The 12,358-nt window shown below is 73.4% G+C and carries 15 protein-coding genes, 1 tRNA gene and 1 pseudogene; 4 read left to right on the top strand and 13 right to left on the bottom strand.

Annotated features, from left to right (window positions below):
• Positions 1-83 precede the first annotated feature (83 nt).
• The 7 genes from Aeryth_RS12390 to Aeryth_RS12420 form a co-directional block, all read right to left on the bottom strand.
• A tRNA-Ala gene (locus Aeryth_RS12390) sits at positions 84-156 on the bottom strand.
• Between the two features lie 64 nt (positions 157-220).
• Complete coding sequence (gene sepX, locus Aeryth_RS12395) at positions 221-1,159, bottom strand: divisome protein SepX/GlpR (RefSeq protein ID WP_067859156.1); 939 nt, start codon at positions 1,157-1,159, stop codon at positions 221-223.
• Between the two features lie 87 nt (positions 1,160-1,246).
• On the bottom strand, positions 1,247-1,861 hold the full coding sequence (locus tag Aeryth_RS12400; RefSeq protein ID WP_067859159.1) for a GNAT family N-acetyltransferase: 615 nt from the start codon (positions 1,859-1,861) through the stop codon (positions 1,247-1,249).
• Positions 1,858-2,385, bottom strand: a complete 528-nt coding sequence (locus Aeryth_RS12405; RefSeq protein ID WP_067859162.1) for a MogA/MoaB family molybdenum cofactor biosynthesis protein — start codon at positions 2,383-2,385, stop codon at positions 1,858-1,860. The genes Aeryth_RS12400 and Aeryth_RS12405 overlap by 4 nt, the downstream gene beginning before the upstream one ends.
• Positions 2,382-2,810: a cyclic pyranopterin monophosphate synthase MoaC gene (gene moaC / locus Aeryth_RS12410; RefSeq protein ID WP_083516627.1), complete on the bottom strand. Its 429-nt coding sequence runs from the start codon at positions 2,808-2,810 to the stop codon at positions 2,382-2,384. The genes Aeryth_RS12405 and moaC overlap by 4 nt, the downstream gene beginning before the upstream one ends.
• Before the next feature lie 64 nt (positions 2,811-2,874).
• A complete protein-coding gene (gene glp, locus Aeryth_RS12415) occupies positions 2,875-4,122 on the bottom strand; it encodes a molybdotransferase-like divisome protein Glp (RefSeq protein ID WP_236749735.1) in 1,248 nt (415 codons plus the stop codon).
• An 80-nt stretch (positions 4,123-4,202) separates the two neighbouring features.
• A complete protein-coding gene (locus Aeryth_RS12420; RefSeq protein ID WP_067861750.1) occupies positions 4,203-5,543 on the bottom strand; it encodes a UTP--glucose-1-phosphate uridylyltransferase in 1,341 nt (446 codons plus the stop codon).
• Between the two features lie 47 nt (positions 5,544-5,590).
• Here Aeryth_RS12420 and Aeryth_RS12425 point away from each other — a divergent pair, with 47 nt between their 5' ends.
• A complete protein-coding gene (locus Aeryth_RS12425) occupies positions 5,591-6,217 on the top strand; it encodes a 5-formyltetrahydrofolate cyclo-ligase (protein ID WP_083516431.1) in 627 nt (208 codons plus the stop codon).
• Here the strand turns inward: Aeryth_RS12425 and Aeryth_RS12430 are convergent.
• The gene (locus tag Aeryth_RS12430) at positions 6,214-7,257 is read right to left on the bottom strand and encodes a hemolysin family protein (protein ID WP_067859168.1); all 1,044 of its coding nucleotides are present in this window, start codon (positions 7,255-7,257) and stop codon (positions 6,214-6,216) included. The genes Aeryth_RS12425 and Aeryth_RS12430 overlap by 4 nt on opposite strands.
• Positions 7,250-8,686, bottom strand: coding sequence for a hemolysin family protein (locus Aeryth_RS12435; RefSeq protein ID WP_083516432.1), 1,437 nt, complete (start codon positions 8,684-8,686; stop codon positions 7,250-7,252). The genes Aeryth_RS12430 and Aeryth_RS12435 overlap by 8 nt, the downstream gene beginning before the upstream one ends.
• A 164-nt stretch (positions 8,687-8,850) precedes the next feature.
• Between Aeryth_RS12435 and Aeryth_RS18555 the strand changes: the two are divergent.
• Positions 8,851-8,895: pseudogene (locus tag Aeryth_RS18555) on the top strand (hypothetical protein); the annotation flags it as partial.
• 62 nt (positions 8,896-8,957) lie between these two features.
• Here Aeryth_RS18555 and Aeryth_RS18350 read toward each other — a convergent pair.
• The gene (locus Aeryth_RS18350; protein WP_236749904.1) at positions 8,958-9,107 is read right to left on the bottom strand and encodes a hypothetical protein; all 150 of its coding nucleotides are present in this window, start codon (positions 9,105-9,107) and stop codon (positions 8,958-8,960) included.
• Positions 9,108-9,185: 78 nt separating this feature from the next.
• On the opposite strand from Aeryth_RS18350, the gene Aeryth_RS12440 reads away from it, so the two are divergent.
• Together Aeryth_RS12440 and mscL are read left to right on the top strand one after the other, a co-directional pair.
• Entirely contained in the window at positions 9,186-9,788 is a 603-nt protein-coding gene (locus Aeryth_RS12440) for an SAF domain-containing protein (RefSeq protein WP_067859170.1), read from the top strand.
• Between the two features lie 91 nt (positions 9,789-9,879).
• Positions 9,880-10,263, top strand: a complete 384-nt coding sequence (gene mscL / locus Aeryth_RS12445) for a large conductance mechanosensitive channel protein MscL (protein ID WP_067859173.1) — start codon at positions 9,880-9,882, stop codon at positions 10,261-10,263.
• Positions 10,264-10,280: 17 nt separating this feature from the next.
• Here mscL and Aeryth_RS12450 read toward each other — a convergent pair whose 3' ends face one another.
• The 3 genes from Aeryth_RS12450 to Aeryth_RS12460 all read right to left on the bottom strand — a co-directional run bounded on the left by Aeryth_RS12450 (position 10,281) and on the right by Aeryth_RS12460 (position 12,235).
• The gene (locus Aeryth_RS12450) at positions 10,281-10,475 is read right to left on the bottom strand and encodes a hypothetical protein (protein ID WP_067859176.1); all 195 of its coding nucleotides are present in this window, start codon (positions 10,473-10,475) and stop codon (positions 10,281-10,283) included.
• Positions 10,465-11,361 carry an NAD-dependent epimerase/dehydratase family protein gene (locus Aeryth_RS12455; protein WP_257721378.1) on the bottom strand — a complete coding sequence of 299 codons (897 nt, stop codon included), beginning with the start codon at positions 11,359-11,361 and terminating at the stop codon, positions 10,465-10,467. Before Aeryth_RS12455 ends, Aeryth_RS12450 begins: the two co-directional genes overlap by 11 nt.
• A 100-nt stretch (positions 11,362-11,461) precedes the next feature.
• Positions 11,462-12,235: an HAD-IIA family hydrolase gene (locus Aeryth_RS12460; RefSeq protein WP_067861756.1), complete on the bottom strand. Its 774-nt coding sequence runs from the start codon at positions 12,233-12,235 to the stop codon at positions 11,462-11,464.
• Between the last annotated feature and the right edge of the window lie 123 nt (positions 12,236-12,358).

Below are 12,358 nucleotides of genomic sequence, written 5' to 3' on the forward strand. Positions count from 1 at the left end.
GATGGACGGAGGAGGAGAGCGCGATGTCGCCGGGAACGACGAAGAGCCTCCCGGCTATGCCGGGAGGCTCTTCGTGATGCGGGTGGAGCATAGGAGATTCGAACTCCTGACCTCTTCGATGCGAACGAAGCGCGCTACCAACTGCGCCAATGCCCCAGGTCTGGATCAGGTTAGCACCCGTGCCGTCTCGTCCCGCAGGGGGTCCGGACGGCTCTGACGGCTACTCGCCCGACGCGCGACGCGACGTCTCGGGAGCCGCCTGCGCGGACCGGGCGCGACCCGGCAGCTCCACGTCCTCGCCCTCCACGTGACCCGACGTCCAGGCACCCGGGGCGTCGAAGTCGATGGTGCGGACGGTGCGGCCGACGCGCGGCTTGGTGACGTAGGTGGGCAGCGTGACCGGCAGCGGGTCCCAGAGGGCGGTGCCAGCGGTGCTGACCGACGGCACCGCGATCTGCAGCTTCTCCTCGAGGGCGTCGGCCGGCAGCTCTGCCCTCTCCATGACGTGCTTGCGGTCGGGCTCGACGTCCTCGAACTGGTGCGAGACGACGACGGTGTGCTCCTCGTCGGGCGTGCGCGGCGCGGCGCGGCGCGAGGCGCGCTCCGCGGTGGTGTCGCGCGCGGGAAGCTTGACGGACGGCAGCCGCGAGGACAGCGGACGACGCTCGGTCGCCGGGCGGCTGATGCCACGTTCGGCCCTGACCTGCACGCGACAGGCGACGAGCCAGGCCGCCACCAGGGCGGCCGGTGCGGCCACCCAGACCGGCGAGACCACGGAGAAGCCGGCGAGCCCACCCACCACGGCGAGCGCGGTCAGCAGGGTCAGCAGCGTGCGACGGCGGCGACGGGCGGCGACGACCGCGGCGCGGCGGGTCGGCGCGTCACGGCGGGCGGTCGGGGTCTCGGTCACGGTGGGGGCCTTCGGGGTCGGCTCGGCGGCGTTCGTGGGAGTGTCGACCGGCGCCGAGAGGGGCACCTCGTCGGTGGCGTCCTCGGTCGGCTCGCCGTGGCCGCGACGGGAGATGACGCGGCTCAACGGGCTGAGCGACTCCAGGGACTCCGAGGAGCTCGCCTCGTCGTACCGACGCAGGACGAGCGGCACGAAGTACGCCGCCCACACGGCGACGACGAACGCGACGATCAGTCCATTGGCACCCACGGATCAACCGTAGGTCGCCCGCCGAGGGAATCTCCGCAGGTCAGTCGTGTGTCGCGTGAAGTTTGTGACGGATGTGGCAGGCGTGACTCACGATGGCGACCGACGTCGCGCCTCGTCGTCGCGGGTCACGCGCTCCAGCAGCCGGCCAGGACGGTCGTCGGCGAGCACCTGGAAGACCCGGTGGTCGCGCCAGGCGCCGTCGATGTGCAGGTAGCCGCGCGCCAGCCCGACCTCGTCGAGGCCGAGCTTCTGCACGACGCGCAGGCTGGCCTCGTTCTCCGGCCGGATGGAGATCTCCACCCGGTGCAGACCGACGGTGTCGAGGAGGTGGTCGACGACGAGGGCGACGGCGACGGGCGTGATCCCCCGGCCGGCGTGACGTCGCGCGATCCAGTAGCCGATGCTCGCCCACCGGGCGGAGCCCCACGAGATGCCGTTGACCGTGACCTGGCCGACCATCTCGCCGCGCCAGGTGACGACGAAGGGCATCGCCCGACCCTGCCGCGCGCGACGCCGCTGCGTCACGATCATCGCCCGGTACGACAGCGGTGCCGCTCCCCCGCCTGGCGGCAGCGTGGCCTCCCAGGGTGACAGCCACGCGACGTCGGCCCGCCGCAGCCGTGCCCAGGCGCGGGCGTCGGAGCGCCGCAAGGGCCGCACGCCGACGTCGCCGTGCGTGAGCTCGACGGGCCAGCCCTTCATGCCGTCGCCCGTGGTCCCGGGTGGTCCGGGCCGGCGTGGTCGCCGCCGGCCAGCTGGTCGACGGCGTGCGTGACGACGTCGGCGAGCACCTGGATGGCGTCCTTGACGCCCCCACGCGAGCCGGGCAGGTTGACGACGAGGGTGCTCCCGGCCACGCCGGCCAGACCTCGCGAGAGCACCGCGGTCGGGACACCCTTGGCGACCCCCGCGGCACGCAGCGCCTCGGCCAGGCCGGGCAGCTCGCGGTCGAGCAGAGGCCGCGTGACCTCGGGCGTGCGGTCGGTGGGGCTGATGCCGGTTCCGCCGGTGGTCAGCACCACGGCCGCGCCCGACGCCACGGCGTCGGCGACGGCGTGTCCAACCGGGTCGCCGTCGGGCACGACGGCGGCGTCGGCGGTCTCGAGGCCCCAGGAGCGGAGCGCATCGACGAGCAGCGGTCCGGTCGTGTCCTCGTAGACGCCCGCGGCCGCGCGGTTCGACGCGACGACGACGGCGCCGCGTCGGCTGTCGGTGGGCGCGCTCATCGGACGTCCCAGTCGCCGCTGCGGCCGCCGGCCTTGGCGACGACCTCGACGTCGGTGATGCGCGCCCGCTTGTCGACGGCCTTGACCATGTCGACGACGGTCAGGGCGGCGACGGTGACCGACGTCAGCGCCTCCATCTCGACGCCCGTGCGGTCGGTGGTGCGGACGCTGGCCGTGATCTCGACGGCGTCGTCGGCGACGTGGAGGTCGACCTCGACGCCGCTGATCGCGATCGGGTGGCAGAGCGGGACGAGGTCGGGCGTGCGCTTGGCGCCCATGATGCCGGCGACCCGCGCGACGCCGAGCGCGTCGCCCTTCGGCACGCCCTCGCCGCGCAGGAGGGCCACGACCTCGGCGGACACCTCGACGCGCCCGCGCGCCGTCGCCGTGCGGCGGCTGACGTCCTTGTCGCCGACGTCGACCATCCGGGCCGCCCCGGTCTCGTCGACGTGCGTCAGCCGCGCTGCGGACGGCTCGGGACCGGTCACGTCAGAACGGCCTGTCGAGGACGAGGGTGCGGACCGTGTCGCCCAGGTTCAGGGCGGTCTCGTCCTCACCCACGACGATCAGGGCGTTCGCCTGGGCGAGGGAGCCGAGCAGGTGCGACCCGTGGCCGCCGAGCGGAGTCACCTTGGCGCCGCGGTGGGTGACCTCGAAGACGCCGCGGACGTACTGGCGGCGTCCGGGGATGGAGGCGATGTCCTGGGTGAGCACGGCGTGCACCATGGGCCGCCGGTACGGCGTGAGGCCCATGAGCCGGCGGATGGCCGGGAGCACGAACACCTCGAAGGACACGTAGGCCGAGACCGGGTTGCCGGGCAGCGTGATGATCGGGGTCTGCTCGTCGAAGATCGTGCCGAAGCCCTGCGGCTTGCCCGGCTGCATGGCGACCTTCGGGAAGGCGACCGTCCCGAGCGCCGACAGCGTCTCCTTGACGACGTCCTTCTCGCCCTCGCTGATGCCGCCGCTCGTGACCACGAGGTCGGCGCGGACGAGCTGCTCGGACAGCGTGCGTCGGAAGGTGCGCGGGTCGTCGCCGATGGCGCCCACGCGGTAGGCGATCGCGCCTGCCGCGCGCACGGCGGCGGCGAGCATGTAGCTGTTGCCGTCGTAGATGGAGTCGAAGTCGAGGTGGGCGCCCGGCTCGCGGAGCTCGTTGCCGGTGGACAGCACCACGACGCGCGGTCGCGGTCGGGCGGCGACCCTTCCCAGGCCCAGCGAGGCCAGCAGGCCAGCCTCGCGCGGACCGACGACGGTGCCGGCCGGCAGGACGAGGTCGCCCTGGCCGACGTCGCTGCCGGCCCGACGGACGTGCTGGCCCTCGCGCACCGCCTCGGTGAACCGCACCCGCGCGTTGCCACGGTCGGTGGCCTCGAACGGCACGACGGCGTCGGCACCGCGCGGGACCGGCGCACCCGTCATGATCTTGACGGCCGTGCCCGGGGAGATCGCGAACGGCCGGCTCGACCCGGCGTAGATGTCGGCCACGACCGGCAGCTCGACGGGCGTGGCCGACGTGGCCTGGGCGAGGTCCTCGGCGCGGACGGCGTACCCGTCCATGGCGGAGTTGTCGAAGCGGGGCAGGGAGATCGGGGCGTGCACGTCGGCGTGCAGCGGCAGGCCGAGCGACTCGACGACCGGCTGGTCGTACGGCTCGAGCGGGCCGATGCCGCGCAGGATCTTCTCGAGGTGGTCCTCGACGGTCAGGAAGCCGTCGGGCACGCTCTCCGGACGCACGCGCGGACGCGGTCCCCGGGGTGGAGCAGCGTCGCCGGAGGGCGGAGCGGCCTCGTTCCCTGCGTCGGAAGACATGGGCGTCAGCCTAACCGGGCACCCTGCGGGACGCTGCGTGCCGTGCCGTCGTCGTCCAGGGTCGCGTCGCCGGTGACCACCACGTCGCGCCCGAAGTGCCAGTCGCCGCGCACCGTCAGGGACGAGGCCCCGGCGAGCGACGGGGCGTGCGGGATGCGGGCGTCGAAGTCGGCGATGGTCGTGTAGAAGCGGCGGTCGAGGTCGACGAGCGGCCGCGGGTCGACGGTGGCGCGCAGGCGGCTGTCGTCGCCCAGGCCGAACACGTCCGAGCGGAGCAGCAGGAGGTCGTTGGTGGTCTTCACGGGCAGGAACCGCGAGCGCTCGACCTCGATGGCGGTGGCGCCGTCGAAGACCTCGACGGCGGCACCCATGGCCGACTCGATCTGCACGACCTTCGGCGACGTCTTGTCGGTGGGGTCGACGGTCTTCTCGTTGCGGATGAGCGGCAGGCCGAGCACGCCGTTGCGCTCGGTGAGCGTGTCGAGCAGTCGAGGCAGGTCGAACCACAGGTTGTTCGTGTGGAAGAAAGGATGCCGGTCCGCGTCGGCGGCGAGCGCCGCGTCGTCGTCGGCCGTCTGCGCGGTCTCGCGGAGCACGAGGCGTCCGTCGGCGCGCCGGACGACGAGGTGGCCGCCCTTGACGTCGGCGGGCGTGCGCCGGCACACCTCGGCGGCGTACGGCGCTCCGGTCGAGGCGAACCAGGCCATCATCGACGGGTCGGGCGCCGCGCCGAGGTTGTCGGCGTTGGAGACGGTGGCGTACCGGTAGCCGGCGGCCACGAGCTGCTCCAGCACGCCCGAGACGAGCAGCGCCGTGTAGAGGTCGCCGTGCCCCGGCGGGCACCACTCGAGCGCCGGGTCGGCGGGCCACTGCACCGGGGTGAGGTCGTCGGCGCGCAGCTTCGGCTCGCGGTTCTGCAGGAAGTCGAGCGGCAGGCCCTCGACCTCGAGGCCCTCGTGCTGCCGCAGCCGTGCCAGCGAGTCGTCCTGCGTGCGGAAGCTGTGCATGAACAGCAGGGGCAACGTGACGTCGAGGTCGCGCCGGACCTGGAGCACCTGGCGGGCGATGATGTCGAGGAACGTGAGGTCGGAGCGGACGGGCAGCAGGCTCTTGGCCCGGTCCATGCCCATCGAGGTCCCGAGCCCGCCGTTGAGCTTGATGACGGCCGTCACCGCGGCGGCCTCGCGCTGCGCGTCGAGGTCGAAGGTGACGTCGGCGGCCCGGTCGACGTCGACCAGCGGGTCGACGTCGGCCTCGCGGACGAGGCCCGTGGCACCGCCCTCGAGCTGACGGTAGAAGTCGCTGAAGACCTCGATCGCGGGTGCCGCCACGCCGGCGCGTTCCATGGTGCTCCGTGCGAGCTCGAGTCCGTCCACGCGCCTAGGCTAGACGTATGGACCGTCCGGGCGCGCGCCAGCGGAACGACGCGGCCGCCGAGGAGAAGCGGGCGGTGCGTCCGCGACTGCTGGAGGCGCGCCGCCGTCGCGACCTCGAGCAGCGCCGAGCCGTCGACGACGCGGTCGCCGCCCACCTGCTGGCGCTGCCCTCGGTGGCCCGCGCCCGTCGGGTCGCCGCCTACCGCTCGATGCCCGGCGAGCCGGGCACGGAGGCGCTGCTCGCGGGCCTGCTCGAGCGTGGCGTGGAGGTCCTCGTGCCGGTCAGCCGGAGCGACGGCTCCCTCGCCTGGGCGCCGCACGACCCCACGGCCCCGACCGCCCGCTCGCGGCTCGGCGTCGACGAGCCAGTGGGCGCGACGCTCCCCGACGACGCGCTCGCCTCCGTCGACGTCGTCGTGCTGCCCGCGCTGGCCGTCGACCACGCCGGACGTCGTCTGGGCCGGGGCGCCGGCTACTACGACCGCGCCCTCGCCGTTCTCCCCCGCCGGCGTCGGCCGCTGCTGGTGGCCGTCGTGCACGCCGAGGAGCTCCTGACCGAGGTGCCGCACGAGCCGCACGACCTGCCGGTCGACGTGGTGGTCACCGAGAACGGCGTGTTCCGCGTGCCCGAGGCGCCGGCCTAGCTCCCGAGCCGCTCCGTGTCGCGGATCTCGCCCACCAGCTCCTCCAGCACGTCCTCGAGCATGATCACGCCGAGCACCTGGCCGGACCCGTCGGCCACCCGCGCCATGTGGGAGCCCTTGGCCTGCATGACCCGCAGGGCCTCGTAGAGCCCCGACCCCGCCCCGACGGTCGACAGCGGCCGCAGCCACTTGTCGGCGATGGGGGCGCGGCGCGCGGCGTCGTCGGTCTCCAGCACGTCCTTGATGTGCAGGTAGCCGGCGAGGTCGCCGTCGGCGTCGACGACGGGGAAGCGTGAGAAGCCGGTGTCGGCGCAGGCCCGCTCGACGTCGGCCGGCGTCGCCTCCGGCGCGACGGTCACGAGCCCGTCGCGCGGCAGCAGCACCTGCTCGACCCGCCCGTCGTGGAACTCCAGGGCACCCTGCACGAGACCGTACTCGTCGTCGTCGAGCAGACCCTCGCGGCGCGACTCGTCGACGAGGCCCGCGACCTCGTCGTGGGAGTAGGTGGAGGCGACCTCCTCCACCGGCTGCACGCCGAGCAGGCGGACCGCCAGGTTGGCGATGCCGTTGAGCATCACCACGAGCGGCCGCAGCACGGCGATGACGAGCAGCATGAACGGGCCCAGCACGAGGGCGGCGCGGTCGGGCTGCACGAGCGCGAGGTTCTTGGGCACCATCTCGCCGAACACGACGTGCAGGAACACGACCACCGACAGCGCGATCACGAACGAGATCGGGTGCACGAGGCTCTCGGGCACGTGGGCGAGCTCGAAGGCCGGCTCCATCAGGTGCGCGAGCGCGGGCTCGCTGATGGCGCCGAGCCCGAGCGAGCAGATGGTGATGCCGAGCTGTGCGGCCGCCATGGCGAGCGTGACGTTCTCCACGGCCTTGAGCGCCAGCCGAGCCGTGCGCGACCCGGCCTGCGCCAGGGGCTCGAGCTGGGTCCGTCGGGCCGAGATGAGCGCGAACTCCGCGGCCACGAACAGTGCGTTGAGGGCGAGCAGCACGAACGTCAGCCCGACCCCGACCCAGTCACCCACGGACGTCACCGCCCCCGGTCGGGTCGGCTGCCGGGCCGGCGGTCGGCTCGGCGGCCCTGCTCGAGCCGGTCTCGGCAGCAGCACCGTCGGGGGCCTGCACGGTCAGGGTCACGCGGTCGATCCGCCGGCCCTCCATGCGCTCGACGGTGAGCGAGACGTCCAGCGGCTCGGGGTCGTCGTCCTCGTCGTCCGGGGTCGGATCGACCTGCAGGTGGACGACGTCGCCGCGCACGCCGAGACGACCGAGCTCGGCGTGCAGCAGGCCGGCGATCGTCTCGTAGTCCTCGCTCTCGGGCAGGGCCACCCCGGTCTGCTCGAGCACCTCGTCGGGCCGCAGGAGACCCGAGAGCGACCAGGCGCCGTCGGGACGGTGGCGGCTGCGGCTCGCGACGCGGTCGTGCTCGTCGAGCACCTCGCCGACGATCTCCTCGACGAGGTCCTCGAGGGTGACGATGCCGTCGGTCCCGCCGAACTCGTCGACGACGACCGCCATCTGCATCCCCTGCTCGCGCAGCAGGGCCAGCAGCGGGTCGAGCTCGAGGCTGTCGGGCACGGTGGTCACGGGGCCGGCCAGGTCGCCGAGACGGACGCCGCGACGTCGGTCGGGGTCGACCGCGACGGCCTGCTTCACGTGCACGATGCCGACGACGTCGTCCGGCGACCGGCCCGTGACCGGGAACCGTGAGTGCCCGGTCTGGCGGGCCGCCTCGATGACGTCGAGCGCGGTGTCGCGGGCGTCGAGGAAGTGCACGCGGACCCGGGGCGTGCGGACGTCGGCGGCGGTGCGGTCACCGAACGCGATGCTGCGCGCCACGAGGTCGGCCGTCTCGTCGTCGATGGCACCCTCGCGGGCGGAGCGCAGCACGAGCGAGCGCAGCTCCACCGGCGAGCGGGCCGAGCGCAGCTCCTCCTGCGGCTCGACGCCCATGCGCTGCAAGGTGCGGTTGGCCGTGCCGTTCAGGAACCGGATCGGCCAGGCCATCACGCGCGTGAACACCCGCTGCGGCAGCTGGGCGACGGCGGCCACGCGCTGGGGCAGGGCGAGGGCCAGGTTCTTCGGGATGAGCTCGCCGACCAGCATCGTGACGACGGTGCTGAGGAAGAGCGCGAGCCCGTACGCGACGGCGCTCTGCGCCCCGCCGGTGACGCCGAGGTCCTCCAGCGGTCCGCGCGCGAGCCGCCCGATGGCCGGCTCGGCGAGGAACCCGATCGCCAGGTTGGTGATCGTGATGCCCAGCTGCGCCCCGCTGAGCTGGGTCGACAGGCTGCGCAGCGCCTTGAGGGTGCCGGCCGCGCCCGCGTCGCCGCGCTCGGCGTCGCGCTCGACCGTCGCGCGGTCGACCGTCACGAACGAGAACTCGGCCGCCACGAAGACGCCGCACGCGAGCATGAGGAGGAACGAGAGTCCCAGGAGGAGGAGCTCGGTCATCACGGGGTCCCGGATGAGTCAGGGTCGGTCACGATGCAGGGAACTGTACCCTTTGACGTCGGAGACCTCGTGCCGGAGCGGCACCCGCCGACCGGTGACATCCAGGAGAGAAGACCGTGCCGACCTACCAGTACCAGTGCACCGAGTGCGGCAACGCGCTCGAGGTGCACCAGTCGTTCACCGACGATGCGCTGACCGAGTGCCCCGCGTGCCAGGGCCGGCTCCGCAAGGTGTTCAACGCGGTGGGCGTCGTGTTCAAGGGGTCGGGCTTCTACCGCACCGACAGCCGCAGCACGACGACGTCGTCGGACACCTCCAGCTCGTCCTCCTCGAGCTCCTCCTCGTCGTCGAGCACGTCGTCGAGCTCCTCCTCGGGCACGTCGTCCGGCACGTCGACCTCGGGCAGCGGCTCGTCGTCCACGGGCGGCTCCGCCGCCTGACCCGCTCCCCTGTGGAGACGCGCTGGATCGGGGTCCGGCCCGCTGCCTAGCGTGCGCGGATGGACCGTCTGCGCTCCTCGCTGCTCGAGCACCGTCGTCTGCTCGCCGCCCTGTGCACCGCCCTCGCGGTGCTGCTGGCCCTCACGTCGGTGCGCCGCCCGCCCGACCAGGTGGAGGTGGCCGTCGCCGCCCGCGACCTCGCCAGCGGCACGGTGCTCTCCGCCGACGACGTCACCTCCTCGCTGCTGCCGGCAGGGGCGGCGCCCCAGCACCTGCTGTCGTCCGACGACCTCGAGGGGCGACGGGTCGGCGGGCCGATGCGTCGGGGCGAGGCGTTCACCGACGTCCGCCTCCTGGCGGCCGGACCGGTCGACGGCCTGCCGCCGGGGCACGTCGTGACGGCCGTGCGGCTGGCCGACGCGACGAGCGGCCAGGCCGTGCGCGTGGGCGACCGGGTCGAGGTGCTGGCGGTGGCGGCGGGAGCGGGCGGCCCGCGCGCGTCCGTGGCGGCCTCGGGCGCAGTGGTCGCCGCCGTGCCCGACCTCGAGGACCCCGACGCCCCGATCCTCTGGCTCACCGTCCCCCGCCGGACCGCGCTGGAGCTCGCACGCGTGGGCGTGGAGGCGCAGCTGAGCGTCGTGGTCGAGGCGGGCGACGACTGACCGCGCCTCGCCCGATGGGTGGGACGCCGCGCGACGTCGTCGCGAACCCCTAGGCTCGGGGACGACCTTCACCGACGTCCTAGGGGGACACATGATCAAGGGATTCAAGGACTTCCTGCTCCGCGGGAACATCGTCGACCTCGCCGTGGCCGTCGTCATCGGCACCGCATTCACCGCGCTGGTCACCGCGTTCACGACGTCGTTCATCAACCCGCTCATCGGGCTGGTCAGCGGCGGCGGCAAGGCCGGTGGCGTGCTGACCGTCAACGGCCAGAACTTCACCTACGGCGCCTTCATCACCGCCGTCATCACCTTCGTGCTCACTGCCGCGGTCGTCTACTTCGTCGTCGTGGTGCCCATGAAGACGATCAACGAGCGGCTCGCGCGCGGCAAGGAGGAGGAGCCGGCCGGGGTCAGCGAGGACATCCAGCTGCTCCGGGAGATCCGCGACGCGCTGCAGCGCCAGACCCCCTGAGACCGGCAGGTCCGGGCTCAGCCGCCGTGGTGGGGCGGGACGTCCCGCAGCAGCTCGTCGTCGCGACGCGAGCCGGCGGACGTCCCGTCGTCGCCGCGCTCGTCGCGCGTGGTGTCGGGCAGCAGGTCGCCCAGCAGCAGGGCCGCGCGGCGCCGACGGGCCTGCTCGGCCGCCTGACGGTCGGCGTCGGACGTCAGGTCGTCAGAGGACACCGTCGAACCAGTCCGGGGTGAGCTTCGGGAACATCGGGTGCCAGCCGGCGCGGTCGCCGAAGCGCTGGGAGGTGATGCGCTGCGAGCGTCCGAAGGTCTCCAGCCGCACCCCCGCCAGTCGCTGCGTGACGCGGTGGTGGAAGCGACCGCCGCGTCGTCCGCCGGCGAGCGCCAGCTGCTCGGCGAGGTCCTCGCGACGGCACGGCTCCGCGCCCACGTTGTAGACCCCGGCCGGCGCGGTCAGCGCGGCCTCGGCGGCCGTGCCGACGTCGTCGACGTGCACCAGGTGCACCCACGACGACGGCTCGCCCCAGCCGGTGGGCCGACCCGACCGGGCGCGCCGCAGCAGCCATCGGGAGCCGGGATCGGGCCCGACGATCTGGCCGAAGCGCAGCACGACCACGTCGCGGCCACGACGTCCGAGGGCCCGGGCGTGCTGCTCGGCCTCGGCCACGGTGTCGGTGTCGCGGGTGATCTCGACGGGCGCCAGCTCGTCGATCCAGGCGTCACCGCCGTCGGCGTAGATCGACGAGCGGCTCTGCTGCACGAGCCGCGGGACACCCGCGGCCAGCATGGCCTCGGCCACCCGACGCGAGCCGACCGCGCGGATGCGGTCGTTCTGGCGCCAGGCACCGGGTCGCAGCATCGCGAGACCCACGGGCATGCGGCCCGCGAAGTTCACAACGGCGTCGCAGCCCTGCATGCCCGTCGCCATGGCGTCGACGTCGAAGACGGTGCCGCGGTGCGGTCTCGCCCCGTGCGCCTCGGCGACGCGGGCGGCACGCTCGGAGCGCACCAGCCCGACGACCTCGTGGCCGGCGGCGACGAGGGCGGTCGTGGTGGACCGCCCCATGACTCCGCTGGCTCCGGTGAGAAAGACCTTCAACGTTCTGGCTCCGTGACGTCGGGTGATGTTCCGTCGTGCGTGGACGTTCTCACGACCGCCGATCGGGCGACGTGATCGGACCAGAATACCCGACGAGCCGTCAGGCTCCGTCCGCGTCGCCCTCTGCCAGCTCGGTCACGAGCGGGACCACGTCGGCGATCGAGTCGACGACGCGGGTCGGTCGGAACGGGAAGCGCTCCACCTGTCCGGGCGCCGTCGAGCCGGTGAGGACCAGGATGGAGCGCAGGCCCGCCTCGAGCCCGGACAGCACGTCGGTGTCCATCCGGTCGCCGATCATCACCGTCGTCTCGGAGTGCGCCTCGATCCGGTTGAGCGCCGTGCGCATCATGAGCGGGTTGGGCTTGCCGACGAAGTACGGCTCGACCCCCGTGGCCTTGGTGATGAGCGCGGCGACCGAGCCGGTGGCAGGGAGGCTTCCCGACGGCGACGGGCCGGTCGGGTCGGGGTTGGTGGCGATGAACCGCGCGCCGCTCTCGATGAGCTGGATGGCCTTGGTGATCGCCTCGAAGGAGTAGGTGCGCGTCTCGCCCAGCACCACGTACTCCGGGTCCCGCGTGGTCATGACGTACCCGACGTCGTGCAGCGCGGTGGTCAGCCCAGCCTCGCCGATCACGTAGGCCGTCCCCTCCGGACGCTGCTCGCTGAGGAACTTCGCGGTGGCCAGCGCCGAGGTCCAGATCGACTCCTGCGGGATGTCGAGGCCCGCCGCGTGGAGGCGCGCACGAAGGTCGCGCGGGGTGAAGATCGAGTTGTTGGTGAGCACGAGGAAGGGCCGCTCGTGACGTCGCAGCGCCGCGATGAACTCGGCCGCGCCCGGGATGGCGCGCTCCTCGTGGACGAGCACGCCGTCCATGTCGGTGAGCCACGAGGCGACGGGCTTGGTCAAGGGAGCTCCTGCGGGCGGGATCGTCGGTGCGACCCGTCCGGCGACGGGTCGGTCTCCATCCTAGGCGGGCGGCGTCGCAGCCCGGCGCAC

Source organism: Aeromicrobium erythreum (assembly GCF_001509405.1).
Taxonomy (GTDB): Bacteria; Actinomycetota; Actinomycetes; order Propionibacteriales; family Nocardioidaceae; genus Aeromicrobium; species Aeromicrobium erythreum.